General features: G+C 56.5%; 20 protein-coding genes. 10 read left to right on the top strand and 10 right to left on the bottom strand.

Features of this window, described 5'->3' with window-relative positions:
- The first annotated feature begins 14 nt into the window (after nt 1–14).
- From WFL93_RS10150 to WFL93_RS10135, 4 genes are read left to right on the top strand one after another with little or no spacing between them, the layout of a single operon-like run.
- Complete coding sequence (locus tag WFL93_RS10150) at nt 15–1064, top strand: ABC transporter permease (RefSeq protein ID WP_007890859.1); 1050 nt, start codon at nt 15–17, stop codon at nt 1062–1064.
- On the top strand, nt 1064–1756 hold the full coding sequence (alsE, locus tag WFL93_RS10145) for a D-allulose 6-phosphate 3-epimerase (RefSeq protein WP_336778173.1): 693 nt from the start codon (nt 1064–1066) through the stop codon (nt 1754–1756). Before WFL93_RS10150 ends, alsE begins: the two co-directional genes overlap by 1 nt.
- The gene (alsK, locus tag WFL93_RS10140; protein ID WP_336778050.1) at nt 1753–2646 is read left to right on the top strand and encodes an allose kinase; all 894 of its coding nucleotides are present in this window, start codon (nt 1753–1755) and stop codon (nt 2644–2646) included. The genes alsE and alsK overlap by 4 nt, the downstream gene beginning before the upstream one ends.
- Complete coding sequence (locus WFL93_RS10135; RefSeq protein ID WP_336778172.1) at nt 2646–3608, top strand: ribokinase; 963 nt, start codon at nt 2646–2648, stop codon at nt 3606–3608. The genes alsK and WFL93_RS10135 overlap by 1 nt, the downstream gene beginning before the upstream one ends.
- 96 nt (nt 3609–3704) lie before the next feature.
- Here WFL93_RS10135 and nudK read toward each other — a convergent pair whose 3' ends face one another.
- The 8 genes from nudK to WFL93_RS10095 form a co-directional block, all read right to left on the bottom strand.
- Nucleotides 3705–4283 carry a GDP-mannose pyrophosphatase NudK gene (gene nudK / locus WFL93_RS10130; protein WP_007890851.1) on the bottom strand — a complete coding sequence of 193 codons (579 nt, stop codon included), beginning with the start codon at nt 4281–4283 and terminating at the stop codon, nt 3705–3707.
- 147 nt (nt 4284–4430) lie between these two features.
- Nucleotides 4431–5015 carry a cytochrome c-type protein NapC gene (gene napC, locus WFL93_RS10125; RefSeq protein WP_007890847.1) on the bottom strand — a complete coding sequence of 195 codons (585 nt, stop codon included), beginning with the start codon at nt 5013–5015 and terminating at the stop codon, nt 4431–4433.
- Nucleotides 5016–5022: 7 nt separating this feature from the next.
- On the bottom strand, nt 5023–5454 hold the full coding sequence (gene napB / locus WFL93_RS10120; RefSeq protein WP_336778049.1) for a nitrate reductase cytochrome c-type subunit: 432 nt from the start codon (nt 5452–5454) through the stop codon (nt 5023–5025).
- Between the two features lie 11 nt (nt 5455–5465).
- Complete coding sequence (gene napA / locus WFL93_RS10115; protein WP_336778048.1) at nt 5466–7952, bottom strand: nitrate reductase catalytic subunit NapA; 2487 nt, start codon at nt 7950–7952, stop codon at nt 5466–5468.
- Nucleotides 7949–8227, bottom strand: coding sequence for a chaperone NapD (locus tag WFL93_RS10110; protein WP_007890842.1), 279 nt, complete (start codon nt 8225–8227; stop codon nt 7949–7951). The genes napA and WFL93_RS10110 overlap by 4 nt, the downstream gene beginning before the upstream one ends.
- Nucleotides 8217–8687, bottom strand: coding sequence for a ferredoxin-type protein NapF (gene napF / locus WFL93_RS10105; RefSeq protein ID WP_336778047.1), 471 nt, complete (start codon nt 8685–8687; stop codon nt 8217–8219). The genes WFL93_RS10110 and napF overlap by 11 nt, the downstream gene beginning before the upstream one ends.
- Nucleotides 8688–8850: 163 nt before the next feature.
- Nucleotides 8851–10353, bottom strand: coding sequence for an L-asparagine permease (gene ansP / locus WFL93_RS10100; RefSeq protein WP_336778046.1), 1503 nt, complete (start codon nt 10351–10353; stop codon nt 8851–8853).
- 278 nt (nt 10354–10631) lie between these two features.
- Nucleotides 10632–10904 (bottom strand): YdgH/BhsA/McbA-like domain containing protein, encoded by a 273-nt coding sequence (locus tag WFL93_RS10095; RefSeq protein WP_049852958.1) that lies wholly within the window; start codon nt 10902–10904, stop codon nt 10632–10634.
- A 243-nt stretch (nt 10905–11147) separates the two neighbouring features.
- Between WFL93_RS10095 and narQ the strand changes: the two genes are divergently transcribed.
- The 3 genes from narQ (at nt 11148) to acrD (ending at nt 16838) form a co-directional block, all read left to right on the top strand.
- Nucleotides 11148–12836 carry a nitrate/nitrite two-component system sensor histidine kinase NarQ gene (gene narQ, locus WFL93_RS10090; protein ID WP_336778045.1) on the top strand — a complete coding sequence of 563 codons (1689 nt, stop codon included), beginning with the start codon at nt 11148–11150 and terminating at the stop codon, nt 12834–12836.
- A 58-nt stretch (nt 12837–12894) separates the two neighbouring features.
- Nucleotides 12895–13527 (top strand): response regulator, encoded by a 633-nt coding sequence (locus WFL93_RS10085; protein ID WP_336778044.1) that lies wholly within the window; start codon nt 12895–12897, stop codon nt 13525–13527.
- A 194-nt stretch (nt 13528–13721) separates the two neighbouring features.
- A complete protein-coding gene (gene acrD, locus WFL93_RS10080) occupies nt 13722–16838 on the top strand; it encodes a multidrug efflux RND transporter permease AcrD (protein WP_049852961.1) in 3117 nt (1038 codons plus the stop codon).
- Between the two features lie 194 nt (nt 16839–17032).
- On the opposite strand, the gene ypfM is transcribed toward acrD, so the two are convergent.
- Complete coding sequence (ypfM, locus tag WFL93_RS24285) at nt 17033–17092, bottom strand: protein YpfM (RefSeq protein WP_137386901.1); 60 nt, start codon at nt 17090–17092, stop codon at nt 17033–17035.
- A gap of 393 nt (nt 17093–17485) precedes the next feature.
- On the opposite strand from ypfM, the gene WFL93_RS10075 reads away from it, so the two are divergent.
- The 3 genes from WFL93_RS10075 to WFL93_RS10065 are packed head-to-tail and all read left to right on the top strand — an operon-like array spanning nt 17486 to nt 19192.
- Complete coding sequence (locus WFL93_RS10075) at nt 17486–17854, top strand: ArsC family reductase (RefSeq protein WP_007884815.1); 369 nt, start codon at nt 17486–17488, stop codon at nt 17852–17854.
- A 1-nt stretch (nt 17855) separates the two neighbouring features.
- Entirely contained in the window at nt 17856–18983 is a 1128-nt protein-coding gene (gene dapE / locus WFL93_RS10070) for a succinyl-diaminopimelate desuccinylase (protein WP_336778043.1), read from the top strand.
- Nucleotides 18984–19003: 20 nt separating this feature from the next.
- On the top strand, nt 19004–19192 hold the full coding sequence (locus tag WFL93_RS10065) for a YpfN family protein (protein WP_007884817.1): 189 nt from the start codon (nt 19004–19006) through the stop codon (nt 19190–19192).
- 118 nt (nt 19193–19310) lie between these two features.
- Here the strand turns inward: WFL93_RS10065 and ypfH are convergent, their stop codons facing one another.
- Complete coding sequence (gene ypfH, locus WFL93_RS10060) at nt 19311–20009, bottom strand: esterase (protein WP_336778042.1); 699 nt, start codon at nt 20007–20009, stop codon at nt 19311–19313.

The raw sequence follows: 20009 nt of genomic DNA, 5'->3' as shown, positions 1-20009 counted from the left end.
CAGGAGCAAAAAATATGAAATCACTCTCTGCTCTGCGTCCGGACGGCACCAATATCGGCCTGATGCTGCTGATTGCGCTGGCGCTGGCGATCTTCACCGTCATGCTGCCAGGCCGCTTTCTCACCGATTCCACCTTTATGAGCATGGCGTTTCAGCTGCCCGAACTCGGTTTGCTGACGCTGGCGATGTTTATCGCCATTCTCAGCGGCGGCCTCAATCTGGCGATTATTGCCACCGCCAACCTGACGGCGCTGTTTATCGCCTGGACGCTGATGAGCGCCCTGCCCGCCGATGCTGGCACCGGCATGCAGCTGCTGTGGCTACTGATGGCAATTATTGGCGCAATGCTGATCGCCACGGTGATTGGCGTGATTACCGGCGTGATGGTCACGCGCATCGGCGCGCACCCGATTCTGGTGACGCTGGCCACCATGATGACGCTCAACGGTATCGGCATCTGGCTGACCAAAGGCGCGGCGGTGAGCGGCATGCCGTCGGTGGTGCAGGCGCTCGGTTCCGATACGCTGCTCGGCGTCCCGCTGCCGCTGTGGGTATTTCTGATTGCCGCCGCGCTGCTGGCGCTGTTCCTCGGCAAAACCCGCGCCGGTAAATGCATCTACATGGGCGGCAGCAACATCAATGCCACCTGGTTCAGCGGTATTAATACCCATCGTATGGTGATTCTGGTGTACGTCATCTCCAGCCTGCTGTGCGTGTTAGCCGGATTGATCATGATGGCGCGCTTTAACTCGGCGCGTATGGGCTACGGCGACGCTTACCTGCTGTTAACGGTGCTGGCGATCATCCTCGGCGGTACCGATCCCAACGGCGGTTTTGGGCGCGTCACCGGCGTGGTGCTGGCGCTGATCGCGCTGCAAGTGCTCTCCACCGGTTTCAACCTGATGAACATCAGCCAGCACGTCAGCCTGGCGATGTGGGGCGCGGTGCTGATTGTGGTGCTGGCCTTCAAACAATTTAAAACCCGCTTTAACGAACATCGTGCCGTCAAGCTCAGCAAACTGGCTGCGGCGCTTAACCCTTTGACCGAAAAAAAGGAAGTATGATGCGTATTCAAGTCTCCCCGTCGTTGATGTGTATGAATCTGATGGAGATCAAGCACCAGCTCGCCGTGCTGGACTCCCGCGCCGACTTCCTTCACATCGATATTATGGATGGTCACTACGTGAAAAATATCACGCTGTCGCCGTTCTTCATTGAGCAGATTCGCCCGTTTACCAAGGTGGCGCTGGATGTCCATTTGATGGTCGAGCAACCCACCGATTTCATTGAAGTGATTGCGAAAGCCGGTGCGGATTACATCTGCCCGCACGCCGAAACCATCAACCGCGACGCGTTCCGTGTGATCAATATGATCCGCAGCTTCGGCAAAAAAGTCGGCGTAGTGCTGAACCCGGCCACACCGGTCTCTTTTATCCATCACTACATTCATTTGGTGGATAAGATCACCGTGATGACGGTCGATCCGGGCTATGCCGGACAGCCGTTTATTCCGGAAATGGTGCAGAAGGTGCAAGAGCTGAAAACGCTAAAGCAGGCCAACGGCTATCACTATCTGATTGAGATTGACGGCTCCTGCAATACTCGTACTTACAACACGCTGGTTGGCGCTGGCGCAGAAGTGCTGATTGTCGGCACCTCCGGTCTGTTCAATATTCACGACGATCTGGAAACCGCCTGGAACATGATGCGCGAAAGCATTGATGAGGCTCAGGGATTGGCGCAGGTATCCGCATGAAAAAATGCTGGCTCGGTATCGACATTGGCGGCACCGGCACACGTCTGCAGCTGATGGAAGCCGGCCGTATCTGGTCAAGCTTCCGTAAAGTGCCGACGGCCAGCTGGGCACAGCAGCCCGATGCCTTAAGCGCATTGGGGCAGTTGATCAGTGAGACGCTGGAGCAGCAGCCGGTCAGCGGCGTGATGCTTGGCTTGCCCGGCATTCTCAGCCGCGACCGCCAGCAGGTGATTTCGCTGCCGTTTATCCAGGCGCTGGATCAGCAACCGGTTGCCGCGCTGCTCACCGAGCGGCTTGGCGTACCGGTGGCGATGGACAAAGATGTTAACCACCTGATGCTGTGGGATTTACTGCAGCTGGAGCAGCTGCCGGACAGTGCCGTGGGCTTGTATCCAGGCACCGGCATGGGCAACAGCTTGTGGCTTAACGGCCAGTTTTATCACGGTCAGCACGGAGGTGCCGGTGAACTCGGCCACGTGCCGATTGCCGGTAACCATCTGCCCTGCCCGTGCGGCAATCACGGCTGTGCGGAAACGGTGACCTCCGGCCACTGGCTGAGCCGTTGGGCAGCCGTCAACGTGCCAGAAACCGCCATGTCAGCGCTGTTTAGCCAACATCGCGAACATGCGGAATTGCAGGCTTTTGTACAGCGGCTGGCGCAGCTGATTGCCACCGAAATGAACATCCTCGATCCGGAATACCTGATTCTCGGCGGCGGCGTGCTGGCCATGGCCGACTTCCCGCTGGCGCAGCTGCGCAGCCAGATTCAGCAGCATTTACGTCCACCCGCTACGCGTGACGGCCTGAAGATCGTGTTTAGCCAATCCACCGATCACACCGGGTGCCGCGGTGCCTGTTTAGCCGCCGAACGTCTGTTCAGGAGTGCATGATGAAAGGAAAAGTGTGTGTGTTTGGCTCGTTCAACCTCGACGTGGTGGCGGTGATGAACCGTTTCCCGATGCCCGGCGAATCGCTCACCGCCCATACCAGCATGATGGGACCGGGCGGCAAAGGCGCCAACCAGGCGACGGCGGCGCTGCGTGCCGGGGCGCGCGTGCACTACATCGGCAAAATAGGTAATGATGACTTCGGCATGTTTGCGCGCCGTCATCTGGAAAAGACCGGTTTCGATGCCATTACCTTGTTTACCTGCAAAGAAAAACCGACCGGCAATGCGCTGATTTACGTGGCGGGCGACGATGCCGAGAACATGATTTCGGTCTATCCTGGCGCCAATACCACCGTGACCGCTGCGGAAGTGGCGCGCTGCCAACCCACGGTGGCTGCCGCCGATATTCTGCTGGTTCAGCTGGAGAATAACCTCAGCGCCATTCAGCGCATGATCGACAATGCGCGCGCCGGCGGCACCTTTGTGATCATGAATCCCGCACCGTGGCAGAAAGTCACGGATGCGCTGCTGGCGAAGGTGGATTTGCTGACACCTAACAGCACCGAAGCGATGCAGCTGACTGGCGTGAAGGTAACCGACTTCATCAGCGCGCAGCAGGCCGCAGAAGTGCTGCACCGCAAAGGCGCACGTCAGGTCATCATTACGCTGGGGATTGCGGGTGCCTTGCTCTCTGTTGCCGGACAACAGGCATTACGTATTCCGCTGTTTCCGGCTCAGCCGCTGGATAGCACCGGCGCGGGCGATGCTTTCAATGGCGCACTGGCGGCGCGTCTCGCTTCCGGCGATGAGCTGCCGCAGGCGGCGCTGTTTGCCGCGGCTTATGCTTCGCTGTGTGTGGAGCGTTCTGGTGCGGCACACTCGATGCCCTCTTACGCAGAAGCGCTGGCCAGGTTGCAGGCGTATCCGGATTGCATTCTGGAAGCGTTGGGTGAGTGTGTTTGATGTCGTGCGGTGAATGACCAGGTCGCCATGAATGGCGACCCTACGATAAAAACGTGCACGCTGTAGGGGCGCCATTCATGGCGACCTGGCCGAAGTTTACGCCTGCAACCAGCCGGCGATCTGCGCATGCTGCAGCAGCATAATGGCTTTGCCATCGCGAATGCGGCCATCTTTTACCATCATCAGCGCTTCCGGGAAACTCAGCTCCAGCACGGTAATCTCTTCATCTTCGACGCCGCCGCCCTTGTTGGCACGCTGCGCATCGCTGTATTCCGCCGCGAAGAAGTGGATCAGTTCGGTTACGCCGCCCGGCGACATATAGGCTTCAAAAATTTTCTCCACTTTTCCCACTTGATAGCCGGTCTCTTCAATCGCCTCTTTACGAATGCAATCTTCCGGCGAATCGTCATCCAGCAATCCGGCACAGGTTTCAATCAGCTCGCCGCTGGTATTGCCATTAACATAGGTGGCGATGCGGAACTGACGAACCAGCAGAACGGTATTTTTTTCAGTGTTATACAGCAGGATAGTTGCGCCGTTGCCGCGATCGTAGACTTCGCGTTTATGACGCACGACTTCGCCGTTGTTGCGGGTGAGTTCGTAGGTGAAGTTGCGCAGCACAAACCAGTTTTCTGACAACAACTTATCTTTGATGATGTTGATCTTTAACGACATAGCCGCTCCACTGCAGATTTGAGGGAGCCTGAGATAATAGGCCGAAGCGGTACGGAAAACTATCTGAATTGTGAGGTTGGACGTTTGATAAAAAACCAGGTCGCCATAAATGGCGACCCTACGGTTGAAGCTTGCACGGTTTACCTATTAAAAACCGTTGGGCTGGTCTTTCATATCCGGCAAATGATGCGCAATGCCTTTATGGCAATCGATACAGGTTTTCCCTTCCTCAATGGCTTTGGTGTGCATCTTCGCCGCCACGGTTTTCTGCGCGGTTAAATCCATATAATCGAAGTTGTGGCAGTTACGACACTCCTGCGAGTTGTTGTTTTGCATCCTGCGCCATTCGTTTCTCGCCAGCTCAATGCGATGATCCTCGAACTTTTGCGGCGTATCAATGATGCCGAAAATCTTGGCGTACACCTCTTTGCTCGCCTGAATTTTACGCAACATCTTCGGGCCCCACTCGTGCGGCACGTGACAATCCGGACAAGTGGCACGCACGCCGCTGCGGTTGTTGTAGTGCACCGTCTGCATATACTCCTGGTAGACGTTATTGCGCATCTCATGGCAGCCAATACAGAACTGCTCGCGGTTGGTCATCTCCATCGCGGTGTTGAAGCCGCCCCAGAAAATAATGCCGCCGGCAAAGCCCAGAATCAGCAGCGTGCCCAGCGCCAGACGGCTTGGACGTCGCCACCAGCGCCAGATGCGCAGAAGTTTCTCTTTCATCATTTCCTCACTTACCGAAGCCATCAGCCGGTTTGAAGGTGTTCTCCACCACCGGCTTAGCATCGGTTTGCGGCACGTGACACTGCAGGCAGAAGTAGCGACGCGGCGATACGGTGTTGCTCACCAGACCATCGCGATCGGTGAAGTGCGTTGGGCTAACGCGCGGCGCGCCGGTGGTGAGGTAGCTCTGCGTACCGTGGCACTGCAGGCAGCGGTTAACGTTTTTCGTCACCTGATAGCCATCCACGCTATGCGGGATCACCGGCGGCTGATTCACGTAGTTGAGCGGCTTACGGCTCTGCTCTTTGGGCTGATGAATGGTGCCCTGCTGCGTAGCGGTCACTTCCGGTGACTGATTGAGAACGACGCCGTTATTAGCGTAGACCGTGCCGCCGAGCATCAGGGCGGCCAACGTAACGAGTGTGATTAAGGGTTTCATTGCATCCTGCCTTAAATTTTAACCAGCTTAACGGCGCATTTTTTGTAATCGGTCTGCTTCGATAGCGGATCGGTAGCATCCAGCGTGACATTATTCGCCAGCACGCCGGCATCGAAGAACGGCATAAACACCAGGCCTTTTGGCGGCTGATTACGACCGCGCGTTTCGACGGTGGCAATGGTTTCACCACGGCGTGACACCACGCGAACCTTTTCACCGCGACGGAAATTGCGATCTTTGGCATCAAGCGGATGGATATAGAGTAGCGCCTGCGGCACCGCACGGTGCAGTTCAGGCACGCGACGCGTCATGGTGCCGGTGTGCCAATGTTCCAGCACGCGGCCGGTACAGAACCACAGATCGAACTCGTCATCCGGTGATTCCGCTGGCGCTTCGTACGGCAGGGCGAAAATGGTCGCTTTGCCATCCGGCTTGCCGTAGAAACGCACACCTTCACCGGCTTTAACGTAGCTGTCGTAACCTTCGCGATAGCGCCAGCGCGTCTCTTTGCCGTCAACCACCGGCCAGCGCAGACCACGCGCTTCGTGGTAAGCATCAAACGGGGCGAGATCGTGGCCGTGACCCCGACCAAAGCTGGCGTACTCTTCGAACAAGCCTTTCTGGATATAGAAGCCGAACTCGCGGGCTTCATCATTCAGTCGATCATCCGCCACTTCGCTCAGCGGGAACTGGTTGACCTGGCCGTTGGCGTACAACACGTCAAACAGCGTTTTGTCGCGCAGTTCCGGATGCTGCTCAATCATCGCTTGCGGCCAGACTTCAGAGACGTTGAAACGTTTGGAGAAGTTAACCAGCTGCCACAGATCGGATTTCGCCTCACCCGGTGCCTTCACCTGCTGATGCCAGAACTGGGTACGACGCTCGGCATTGCCATAGGCGCCCTCTTTCTCTACCCACATGGCGGTAGGCAGAATCAGATCGGCTGACAGTGCGCTCACGGTTGGATAGGGATCGGACACGACAATGAAGTTGCGCTCATCGCGCCAGCCCGGCATACGCTCCTGCGTCAGGTTCGGACCGGCCTGCATGTTGTTGTTGCACATCACCCAGTAAGCGTTGAGCTTGCCATCTTTCAGCGCGCGATCCTGCGCTACGGCGTGCAAACCAATTTTGGCGGGCACGGTGCCCTGCGGCAGCTTCCACAGCTTCTCGGCAGTAGCGCGGTGTTTGTCATTATTGACCACCATGTCAGCTGGCAAGCGGTGCGAGAAAGTACCGACTTCACGCGCCGTGCCGCACGCCGACGGCTGACCGGTGAGCGAGAATGGACCGGTACCCGGACGCGAGATTTTGCCGGTTAATAAGTGCAGGTTGTAGCACAGATTATTGGCCCACACGCCGCGCGTATGCTGGTTGAAGCCCATGGTCCAGTACGACACCACGTTAACTTTTGGATCGGCATACAGTTGCGCCAGCGCGATCAGCTGATCCTGCTCGACGCCGCTCATTTCGCTGGCTTTTTCGACCGTGTACTCCGAGACAAATTTGGCAAATTCATCAAAGCTCATTGGCGTCGATTCGCCGCTGTCGGGGTTCTTCGCTGCAGCCTGGCGTGGATCGGTTGGACGTAAGCCGTAGCCGATGTCAGTCACGCCTTTGCGCAGCGTCACGTGATTATGCAGGAAGGTTTTATCGACCTTGTTGTTCTGAATAATGTAGTTGGCGATAAAGTTGAGGATCGCCAGATCGCTCTGCGGCGTGAACACCATGCCATTATCGGCCAGCTCAAAACTGCGATGACGATAGGTGGAAAGCACCGCGACTTTGACGTTGTCACTGCTGAGACGACGCGCCGTAATGCGTGACCAGAGGATCGGATGCATCTCGGCCATGTTGGAGCCCCACAGCACAAAGGCGTCGGCCTGCTCGATATCGTCATAGCAGCCCATCGGCTCATCCATGCCGAAAGTGCGCATAAAGCCCACCACCGCTGAAGCCATGCAGTGACGCGCATTCGGATCGAGGTTGTTGGTGCGGAAACCGGCTTTCATCAGCTTGGATGCGGCGTAGCCTTCCCACACCGTCCACTGGCCAGAACCGAACATGCCAACCGAATCCGGGCCGTTGGCTTTCAGCGCGGCTTTAAACTTCTCTTCCATAATATCGAAGGCTTGATCCCAGCTCACCGGGGTGAATTCGCCATCTTTAGCAAATTTACCGTCGGTCATGCGTAACAACGGCTGAGTCAGACGATCTTTTCCATACATGATCTTCGGCAGGAAATAGCCTTTGATGCAGTTCAGACCCCGGTTCACTTCTGCTTGCGGGTCGCCCTGCGAGGCCACCACGCGGCCATCCTGGGTACCAACCAGCACGCCGCAGCCGGTGCCGCAGAATCGGCATGGCGCTTTTTCCCAGCGAATCGGTGCAGCCAACGACGTAGCGGCTTTGGTGACGGTGGGAATGGTGAGTCCTGCAGCCGTGGCAGCAGCCGCCGCCGCATTGGCCTTCATAAAATCACGACGACTTATGCTCATGATGCTTCCTTACAAGGTTCTTCAATTTCGTCCTGCTGGTGATACACCAGCGATACCGCTAACACGCCAGCGATGTTGCGGCTCTCTTCAATATTGCGCAGCAGCGCGGCGCTATCTGCCGCACCGAGTGTCACCGCCAGCGTGCCGCGTGCGGCGTCTTCGGCCGCGATGTCGCTATCGGCAAAGGCCAGCAGCGCACGTTTTACGCTGGGAATCGACGCCGGTCGCGCCTGAATCACCAGGCCGCAAACGTGCCAACTGTTTTCATGGTTCATGATGTAATCCTGTGGCTGAAACCGGACATGGCGCGATACACGCGCCGCAACCGGTGCAGTGCTGCGGTAAGGTTTCAGGCTGTGCGATGCCGTTGGGCATCAGTTGGAAACGAATAGCTTGCTGCTCACAACTCTCCTGACAGCTGCGGCAATTCACGCCGAGGAGAGTGATGCAGCGATTGTCGATGCGAATACGCTGGGGAAAGGGTGCGGTATTACGTGCGTTGAACAGCGGCTGTGGACAGATTTCCACGCAGGCCGCGCAGAAGGTGCATTCGCCCTGCATAAAATCGAGGTGCGGCTCTTCTGCGCGATTAAGGCGGATAATGTGGGTTTCGCAGGCAGCCACGCATTTACCGCAGCCGTCACACCCTTTCTCCCCCCGCCACCACGGCAAAGCAATGCCGTCAGCAGACGCTACGCGCTGCCCGGTAAAGAGTTCACGTCGCGACAGCGCCATCGGTTCACCTTAATCGGGGGAATGAGAGATGGTGCGTAAAATAACCTGACGCTAATGAGGGCTATATCACCCCAAAGGGTTAAATCCCGATGTGGGATCAAGGGAAGGTGAATTGAAATAAAAACGGGGGCCAAAAGGCCCCCGTAGATGAGAATGGCTACGATTAACGCGCGTTATCGTCCGCCAGCGTTGGCGCTGTATCATCCTGATCGTCAGCATGATGTTCATGCTCTTTCATCGCTTCAGCATTGACGCGTTTACGTACGCCAAACCAACCCAGCACCAGCACCACGGCTATCAGCGGGATCGATGCAATGGTGTAAGTGCCGTTCGGATAATCGAACGCCATCAGCACCAATACGCTCACCAGGAACAGCAGCGTTAGCCACGAGGTGAACGGTGCCCACGGCAGCTTGAAGCTGACATCTTCCGCCTTGCCCTCTTTAATCGCCTTGCGCAGACGCATCTGGCACACCACGATAAAGCCCCACGACGAGATGATGCCGAGTGATGCTACGTTCAGTACGATTTCAAATACCTGCGACGGCACGTAGTAGTTCAGCACCACGCCGATAACGTAAACGGCAATGGTCACCAGGATACCGGCAAACGGCACCTGCTGTTTGCTCATCTTCGACATGAATTGTGGCGCAGATCCGCCCATCGACATCGAACGCAGAATACGCCCGGTAGAGTAGAGGCCTGAGTTGAGGCTCGACAGCGCGGCGCTCAGCACCACGATGTTCATTACGCTACCAATATAAGGCACGCCGAGTTTGGAGAAGAAAGTCACGAACGGACTTTGTCCCGCCTGATAAGCATTCCACGGCAGCAGCAGCACCAGCAGCACTACGGAGCCGACGTAGAACAGACCGATACGCCAGATCACGCTGTTAATGGCTTTCGGCAGCATGGTTTTGGGATCTTTACACTCCCCCGCCGCCGTCCCTACCAGCTCAATCGAGGCGAAGGCGAATACGACGCCCTGCACCAACACCAGCGCCGGCAGCAAGCCATGCGGGAAGAAACCGCCGTTATCGGTGATCAGATGGAAGCCGGTGGTGTTGCCGTCCAGCGGTTTACCGGTACCGAGGAACACCACACCCACGATCAGGAACACCACGATAGCCAGTACTTTCACCAGGGCGAACCAGAACTCCATTTCGGCAAACCACTTCACGCCAATCATGTTCATGGTGCCGACAATCGCCAGCGCGCCGAGGGCAAACACCCACTGCGGTACATCGCCAAACGCGCCCCAATAGTGCATGTAGAGCGCAACCGCGGTGATATCAACGATACCGGTCATCGCCCAGTTAACGAAGTACATCCAGCCTGCAACATATGACGCTTTTTCCCCAAGGAATTCACGCGCATAAGAGACAAAGCTGCCGCTGGAAGGACGGTGTAATACCAGTTCGCCCAGCGCACGGAGGATAAAGAAGGAGAAGATACCGCACACCAGATAAACCAGTGCCAGTGCCGGACCGGCCATTTGCAGGCGCGCGCCAGCACCGAGGAACAGACCGGTACCGATAGCACCGCCGATGGCGATCATTTGTACCTGACGATTACCCATAGCTTTGTGGTAACCGCTGTCGTGAGAGTTGAGCCAGCGTCTTTTCGCAGCGCGTTGTTCGGCTGCGGTTTTTTTAGTTGATTTCATAGCTATCCTGTTTGTCCTGACCATCAATCACCGCCTAACCAAACGATTGCGTATGGCGATGCGAAATGGGGTAAAACCCGGTGCCAGCGCGGCGGAACGATGTCGCGAGACGGGGCGGGAATTTACGGCGATGAATCCTACCCGTTCTGCATGAACGAAGCAAAAAATACCGCCAGGCTGCACGAGTTGAATTGTAATAATCCGTCGCGGTGCACAAAAAAACCGGCCAGAGGGCTGGCCGGAAAAGGGATTGCTACAGGGATAACTACTGGAGGGAATTAACGGTAAATCTCTGCGGTGCCGCTCCACAGGCTGGAATCGCCTGGGTTTTGCACACCGATAACGCGATAGTGGCTGGCACCTTGCTCTTCTGCTTTTTGCGACAGATGGCGTGTTGCATCATCCAGCGAACCGCGCACGCCGCTTATGGAAACGGTGCCCGCGCTTTGCAGGTTTTGTGCCTGAGTGGCGCTCAGTGGATCGGCTGCCAGCGTCGAGAAACTTGCGGTGGCAAGCAGTGCAGCAGTCAGAACGGCATAACGTGTCTTCATGAGATGCTCCTGTTGTCTTCCGTAGGGTTTAAGCGTGACAGGACTGATTATCACGCACGCAATGAAAACCAGGTTGAGCATGCGGTAAAGCCGTTCAATAATTCGCCAGCTAACCGCGAGTTTTCCAGGGAAAGGTAAAGAGAACTGGTTTTCTCTGCTAAAAGTAACCTGATGTGACGAGATCTGACTCGCCGTCACCGCGCGGCTGCCCTATAATCCCCCGCTCTTAAAAGGGTTATTACCGTGATTGTGAAACGTCCCGTTACTCGCACCATTGCGCGTGCGCTCAGCGTTATTGTGCTGTTATCGCTGCTGACCACCGGGCTGGCGCTGATGACGCTCTCCAGCAGCCTGCGCGATGCCGAAGCCGTCAACGTTGCCGGCTCGCTGCGCATGCAGATTTACCGCCTGGCGTGGGATAGCGCGCGCGATCCACAGCAATTGGCACTTCACACGCAACTCTATCGGCAAACGCTAGACTCTCCAGCCTTACGGCATCTTGAGCGCCCGTGGGTGCCGCTGGAAGTCAGCAGCCGTTATCGCTACCTGCGCGACAGCTGGCCAATGCTCCAGCAGACATTGCAACCCGAACGGGCGCAGATTTATCAGCAACGCGTTGCCAGCTATGTCAGCGAAATCGACCGCTTTGTGTTGGCTTTACAGCACTATGCTGAGCTGAAAATGCATCTGGTGGCCGCCAGCAGCCTGTTTGGCTTTTTGGCGATTGTCGCACTGGCGCTGTGGACGATTCGCTTCATCCGCCGCAACGTGGTACGACCGCTTAATTCGCTGGTTACCGCCAGCCAATATGTCGAGCAGGCGAATTTCAGTTTTCCGGCGTTGCAGGTGGAACAGCCAAACGAGCTCGGCGTATTGGCGCAGGCCTTCACCACCATGGCGGAGCGGCTGCATTCACACTATCGCCTGCTGGAGTGCGCGGTACGGGAAAAAACTGAAGATCTTACCGCTGCTAATCGCACGCTGTCCCTGCTGTATGAGAGCTCACAAATTCTCACCAGCAGCCCACCCAATCCGGAACTTTTCCAGGGCCTGCTGCGCCTGGTGCAACGCCGTGAAGCGTTAATGGTGCTGAAAATCTCCAGCGAGGGCATTGAATTTCAGGCCGGCGTGGCGGCGGATGATGTGAGCTGGCAGCGTTTGCCGCTGCTGCAGGAAGAGCAGCGACTGGGCGAGCTCTGCTGGCAAACTCGCCGGGCACCGCCTGCCGATGAGCTGATGCAGAGCCTGGCGAACATGCTGGCGCGCGCACTGTGGATTTGGCAGACGCAGAAACAGTATCAGCAGATGCTATTAATAGAAGAGCGCGCCACCATTGCGCGTGAACTACATGATTCGCTAGCGCAATCCCTCTCCTTCCTGCGTATCCAATTGGCCCTGCTGCGCCGTAATGTTGATGACACGCAGCCGCAGGCCCAGGCGATTATTGCCGATTTTGATCGCGCGCTGTCGGAAGCCTATCAGCAGCTGCGCGAGTTGCTGACCACTTTCCGCCTGACGATCGAGCAAGCAGATTTGGTACAGGCGATGCAGGCGATGATTGCGCCGTTACAAGAGCAGTCGCAGGCGGCGATCGACTTTGATTATCAACCCGGCCTGCAGATGCTGGATGCCCAGCAGCAGGTGCATGTGCTGCAGATTGCGCGCGAAGCGCTGCTCAATGCGATTCGCCATGCCCAGGCGCAGCACATTCAGATTCACTATCAGCGTGTCGCTGAAGAGGACCACTTGCTCACCATTGAAGATGACGGCTGCGGCATTAGCAGCCTCGAAGAGCCGCCGGGACATTATGGTTTGACCATTATGGCGGAACGCGCCGCGCGGCTCTCTGGCACTCTGATGATTACCCCGCAGCCGCAAGGCACGCGGGTTACGCTGCGTTTTCCGCCACGCCCCGCGCACCGGCTGAGTTAACATTGCGCATCAGGTCGCCATGCATGGCGACCCTACGAAATTTGATACTGGAGACCTTATGGCTAACCCTTCCCTGACAATAATGATTGTTGACGATCATCCGCTGATGCGCCGAGGTATTCGCCAGCTGCTGGCGCTGGAGCCACGCCTGGAAGTGGTGGCCGAAGCCAACAACGGTACCGAAGCGCTGGCTGAAGCGCGCCGTTTGTCGCCGGATGTCATCCTACTGGATCTCAACATGAAAGGCATGTCCGGGTTGGATACGCTGAAAGCACTGCGTAATGAAGGCATTGCCGCACGCATTCTGGTGTTGACCGTATCTGATGCGCGCAATGATATTTATGCCATGGTAGATGCGGGCGCCGACGGCTATCTGCTGAAAGACAGCGAACCCGAATTGCTGCTGGCGCAGGTGATGCGCGGCGCGAAAGGTGAGAATGTGTTTAGCGCAGCGGTGGCGGACTATCTCGCTACGCGTCAGCCGACGTCGAATCCGTTTAAACAGCTCACCGAACGTGAACTGGATGTGCTGCAGGAAGTGGCGCGTGGTTTATCCAATAAGGAGATCGCCACCACGCTGCATATCTCGGAAGAAACGGTGAAAGTGCACATTCGCAATCTGCTGCGCAAACTGGATGTGCGTTCGCGCGTTGCCGCGACGGTACTGTGGCTGGAGAGCCGCCATGTGTAGCTGCGTACAAAAATCCGTCATTGCATTTACACTTTCTCCATAATTTACTCACGATTCTCTAATTTACGCCGCGTAAAGTAACTGCAGCAGGCGTTTTCGAGAGAGCACCTTGCACTCCGCCAGCGTGAAGCCTTCCGCGCATCACGCTCATCATAATAAAAGTAAAAAATACGCAGTTGAGGAGTGTCGGTTCCATGTCGAATTTTTTTATCGACCGCCCCATTTTTGCCTGGGTTCTGTCTATTTTACTCTGCTTGTGCGGCACGCTGGCGATCATCTCGCTACCGATTGAGCAATATCCCGATCTCGCGCCGCCCAACGTGCGCATCACCGCCAACTATCCCGGCGCATCAGCGGAAACGCTGGAGAATACCGTTACGCAGGTTATCGAACAGAACATGACCGGTATCGATAATTTGATGTACATGTCCTCGAACAGCAGCAATACCGGCCAGGCGCAAATCACCCTCACCTTTACCGCCGGCACCAATCCCGACGAAGCGCGTCAGCAGGTGCAAAACCAACTGCAAAGTGCGCTACGCAAACTGCCCGCGGCGGTACAGTCACAGGGCGTGACGGTCAATAAAACCGGTGATAGCAATATCCTGATGATTGCCTTTGTCTCTACCGATGGCAGTATGGACAAACAGGATATTTCAGATTATGTCGCCAGTAACATTCAGGATCCGCTCAGCCGTATCGATGGCGTCGGCCAGGTAGATGCCTACGGCTCACAATATGCGATGCGTATCTGGCTCGATCCTAACAAGCTGATTGCCTACGCGCTGACCACCGAAGATGTGGTGAGCGCCATTGAATCGCAGAATGCGCAGGTTGCGGTCGGCCAGGTCGGTGGCTTGCCGTCGGTGGATAAGCAGGCGCTTAACGCCACCGTGAATGCGCAGTCGATGCTGCAAACCCCCGAACAGTTCAAAGCGGTCACGCTGAAGACCAATAGCGACGGCTCGGTGGTGACGCTCGGCGATGTGGCGGAGGTGGCGATGGGCGCAGAGAAATATGACTTCCTCAGCCGCTACAACGGCCAGGCAGCATCCGGACTCGGCATCAAGCTGGCTTCCGGCGCCAATGAGATGAACACTGACAAACTGGTGCGTGCGCGTATTGCCGAGCTGTCGAACTATTTCCCGCACGGGCTGGAAGCCAAAGTCGCCTACGAAACCACCCCGTTTGTTAAAGCCTCGATTAAAGACGTGGTGAAAACCCTGCTGGAAGCGATCCTGCTGGTTTTCCTGGTGATGTATTTGTTCCTGCAAAACTTCCGCGCCACGCTGATTCCCACCATTGCGGTGCCGGTGGTGCTGCTCGGCACCTTTGCGGTGCTCTACGCCTTTGGCTACAGCATCAACACCTTGACCATGTTCGCGATGGTGCTGGCGATCGGATTATTGGTGGATGATGCCATCGTGGTGGTGGAGAACGTCGAGCGCATCATGAGCGAGGAAGGCCTGTCGCCGCGCGCTGCGACGCGCAAATCGATGGGGCAGATTCAGGGCGCGCTGGTCGGCATTGCGCTGGTGCTGTCGGCGGTGTTTGTGCCGATGGCGTTCTTCGGCGGCACCGTTGGTGCCATCTATCGCCAGTTCTCGATCACCATCGTGTCGGCCATGGTGCTGTCGGTGTTGGTGGCAATGATTCTGACGCCCGCGCTCTGTTCGACGCTGCTGAAACCGCTGCAGCAAGGCCATCATCACGGTCGTCGCGGTTTCTTCGGCTGGTTCAACCGTACCTTCAACGCCAGCGCAGAGCGCTACGAGCGCGGCGTGGCCAAAATCCTGCGCAAAGGCGGCCGCTGGCTGCTGCTCTATCTCGCGATTATCGGCGTAATGGCCTTTCTGTTTATCCGCCTGCCAACCTCGTTCCTGCCGCTGGAAGATCGCGGTGTGTTCCTGACGCAGGTGCAACTGCCCGCCGGGTCAACGCTGCAGCAAACCTCGGACGTGGTTGCCAAGGTCGAGAATTACTACATGACCGCCGAGAAAGATAACGTGGTTTCGGTGTTCTCCACCATCGGTGCCGGCCCTGGCGGTAACGGCCAGAACGTGGCACGCCTGTTCGTCCGTTTGAAAGATTGGGAAGAGCGTCCAGGTAGCGATCGCACTTCTTTCGCTATCATCGAGCGAGCCACCAAAGCCTTCCACAAAATTAAAGAGGGTCGCGTCATCGCCAGCAGTCCACCGGCGATTACCGGCATGGGCAGCTCGTCCGGCTTCGATATGGAGTTGCAGGATCACGGCGGCATCGGCCACACCCAGCTGATGGCAATGCGCGATAAGCTGCTGGAAATGGCTGACAGCAATCCGGCGCTGTCGCGCGTGCGTCACAACGGCCTCGATGACAGCCCACAGCTGCAGATCGATGTTGATCAGCGCAAAGCGCAGGCGCTTGGCGTGTCGCTGGATACCATCAATGACACCTTAACCACCGCGTGGGGCTCAACGTACGTCAATGATTTCCTCGATCGTGGACGCGTGAAAAAAGTCTACGTGCAGGCTGCCGCAGAGTTCCGCATGCTGCCGGAAGACGTGAATAAGTGGTACGTGCGCAATAATAGCGGCGGCATGGTGCCCTTCTCCGCGTTCGCCACCAGCCACTGGCAAACCGGTTCGCCGCGTCTGGAGCGTTACAACGGTTACTCGGCGCTGGAAATTGTGGGCGAAGCGGCTAACGGCGTCAGCAGCGGTACGGCGATGGACGTGATGGAAAAACTGGTGGGCCAGCTGCCGCTCGGGGTTGGCTTCCAGTGGACCGGCGCCTCCTATCAGGAACGTTTGTCCGGCTCGCAGGCACCGGCGCTGTATGCGATTTCGCTGCTGGTGGTGTTCCTGTGCCTGGCGGCGCTGTATGAGAGCTGGTCAATTCCCTTCTCGGTGATGCTGGTGGTGCCGCTCGGCGTGGTCGGTGCGCTAGTGGCGACCTGGATGCGCGGGCTGGAAAACGACGTCTATTTCCAGGTCGGTTTGCTGACGGTCATCGGCTTGTCGGCGAAGAATGCCATTTTGATCGTTGAGTTCGCTAATGAGATCAACAGCAAGGGCCGCGAACTGCTGGAATCGACGCTGGAAGCCTCGCGTCAGCGCCTGCGGCCGATTCTGATGACCTCGCTGGCGTTTATCTTCGGCGTGCTGCCGATGGCGATCAGCAGCGGCGCGGGTTCCGGCAGCCAGCATGCGGTCGGCACCGGCGTGATGGGCGGGATGATTTCGGCCACCGTGCTGGCCATTTTCTTCGTACCGCTGTTCTTTGTGGTAGTACGTCGTCGCTTCCCGCTGAAAGAGAAGCCGCACGATTAAGTCTATTAGGTCGTCATAAATGACGCCCCTACGTCCGTGCATACCCCAACCGTAGGGTCGCCATTTATGGCGACCGTTTTAAAGGCCCGTGACGACGCAATAAAAAAGCCGCCATTGCATACATGGCGGCTTTATTGTTGTGTGTGGTAAGAATTACAGCAAGTTGGGAAATGCCCTGCTTTTCTCTTCACGCGTTACTTACGTAACATCGCTTCGATAAATTCTTTCCAGTTTCCCATTTCGGTGTCGACCATAAAATCCTCTCTTATTGTAGTGGCGATTCTACGCCGTTTTTTTCTACAGGTGAATACGCTTCCACCTCTCATCACTATCGGCAAACGCGCGCAAAAGCTGTAATTTTCTGAAATTGCGTAGTGACGCACATTTCAGCAACTGCATAATGCGTCAGGAAAAAAGCCCAACTTAAATCGCGTAGCACAAATTGTCGTTTAGGATAATCCTTAGTGGCCTGATGATGCCGTGGGCAATTACGGATGGGATTGATGAAAGCGTTTTCTGGATCTAAGTAATAAAATTTATAACGGCAAAAGTGTCATGAAAAAAAGCGGCAATCGCCGTCAACGCTCACGACACTTAGATCGCTGTGGTAAACTCGCGCTTTATTTTTAACAAAATGGGAATAAGCGATGACAGCGCAGTGGGTGATGTACGGAATTAAAAATTGCGACACGATTAAAAAAGCACGCAACTCTTTAGAGGCTTCCGGCATCGACTATCGTTTTCATGATTATCGCGTGGATGGCATTGACGACGCGCTACTGCAATCGTTCATTGACCAGCTTGGTTATGAAGTGCTGTTAAACACGCGCGGAACCACGTGGCGCAAGCTGCCGGAAGCCGATCGCGCAGCGGTTAACGATGCGGCCAGTGCCAAAGCGGTAATGCTCGCGCAGCCTGCCATCATCAAGCGCCCCGTGTTAGCTGCACCCAATGGCGATCTGCTGGTCGGCTTCAACGATTCCCTCTATTCCGCGTTTATCCAGGAGAAGTCATAACATGTTCTGTCCGGTCATTGAGCTGGCTCAGCAGCTTATCCGTCGCCCCTCTCTCAGCCCAGATGATGCCGGTTGCCAGGCGCTGCTGATTGCGCGTCTGGAAGCCATCGGCTTTAACGTTGAGCCGATGCACATTGGCGATACGCTCAACTTTTGGGCGACGCGCGGCCAGGGCGAAACGCTGGCGTTTGCCGGACATACCGATGTGGTGCCGCCGGGCGACGCCAATCGCTGGATCAGCCCGCCGTTCGAGCCGAGCATCCGCGACGGCATGCTGTTTGGCCGCGGTGCGGCTGACATGAAGGGCTCGCTGGCCGCAATGGTAGTGGCAGCGGAGCGCTTTGTTGCCGCCAATCCACAGCATAAAGGTCGTCTGGCGTTTCTGATTACCTCCGATGAGGAAGCCAGCGCGGTTAACGGTACGGTAAAAGTGGTTGAGCGTTTGATGGCGCGCAACGAGCGTATGGATTACTGCCTGGTCGGCGAACCGTCGAGCACCGAAATCGTTGGCGACGTGGTGAAGAATGGTCGTCGCGGCTCAATGACCGCCAATCTTACCCTTCACGGCGTGCAGGGCCACGTCGCTTATCCGCATCTGGCGGACAATCCGGTGCATCGCGCCATGCCTGCGCTGAATGAGCTGGTGGACACCGTGTGGGATGAAGGCAATGAATTCTTCCCGCCAACCAGTATGCAGATCGCCAACGTGCAGGCCGGTACCGGCAGCAATAACGTGATCCCCGGTGAATTCTTTGTGCAGTTCAACTTTCGCTTCAGCACCCAGCTCACCGATCAGATGATCAAAGATCGCGTGGCGGAACTGCTGGATCGTCATCAACTGCGTTATACGCTGGAGTGGAATGTTTCCGGTCAACCGTTCCTGACTTCACGCGGCAAGCTGGTTGATGCCGTGGTAAACGCCGTAGCGCACTATAATGAGATTAAGCCACAGTTGCTGACCACCGGCGGCACCTCGGATGGGCGCTTCATTGCGCGCATGGGGGCGCAAGTGGTGGAACTGGGCCCGGTGAACGCCACCATTCATAAGATTAATGAGTGCGTGAAAGCGTCAGATTTGCAGATGCTGAGCCGTATGTATCAGCGCATCATGGAACAACTGATCGCCTAAACGCGCCGAAGGAGCAAGGGATGGAATTCTTTAAAGAGTACTGGTGGATCCTGGTGATCCTGCTGATGGTCGGTATTTTGATGAATGTTTACAAAGACCTAAAACGTATCGACCATAAAAAGTTCATGGATAACAAACCGACTTTGCCGCCGCATCGAGATTTTAACGATAAGTGGGACGATGAAGAGGATTGGCCGAAGAAGAAATAACCCCAGTTAAATCAGTCTCCTTACCCGTAGCGGCGCGATTTATCGCGCGTGTTTAGCAGCAGTCTCGCTGTAACAATGTGCGATAAATCGCGCCGCTACGAAGTGTGCAGATATAAATTTAGATCATCATCACCACATCATCATCGCCGGGCTTAGCGCCGCTCAGCGCTTCATCGAAGTAACGACGCGGCACGGTATAACGCAGATGATTGAGCGCCAGCTCCATGCTGCGATCGTCAATGGCGTGCGGCAGATCCTCAACCACATCCAGCGTCACATCGCCACCTAGCAACATCAGACGTTGCTTCGCCTCCTCTGCGTGCTTGAGCGGAATCTGCTCATCGTAATCGCCATGAATCAGATGGATAGTGTTGCGGGTGGATGCGCGCTGCGGCAGCGTGGCATAGCGGCCGCTAAACACAATTGCTCGCCCGGCCAAATCTGGCTGCGCCTTAACGCCTTCCAGCACCATGGTGCCGCCCTGCGAAAAACCGACCAGCGCAGTTGCTTCGGCGCGTACCCCGCTTTGCTGCTGCCAGTAACGCACCGATTCCACGAATTCTGGCATCACCGCATCCACGCCCTGCTGCTCCGAGCGATCGTGCGCCGGAATATCGGCAAACCACAGGCGTCCCTGAGGAACGCTGCTGGCAGCGTAAGGTGCGCCAACGGAAACCACCAGCGCTTGCGGGAACGCCTTAGCGAACCAGCTGCCAATCTGCGCCATCGAATCCGGGTTGTCGTTTACACCGTGATACAGCAGGAACAGCTGCGCTGCACTGCTGGGTTGCTGAACAATTACATATCGTAGTGCCAT

The sequence above is a fragment of the Pantoea sp. USHLN256 genome (assembly GCF_037149875.1).
GTDB lineage: Bacteria > Pseudomonadota > Gammaproteobacteria > Enterobacterales > Enterobacteriaceae > Pantoea > Pantoea nemavictus.
The sequence above is the reverse complement of the archived record's forward strand: the minus strand, read 5'-3'. Positions and strand labels throughout refer to the sequence as shown.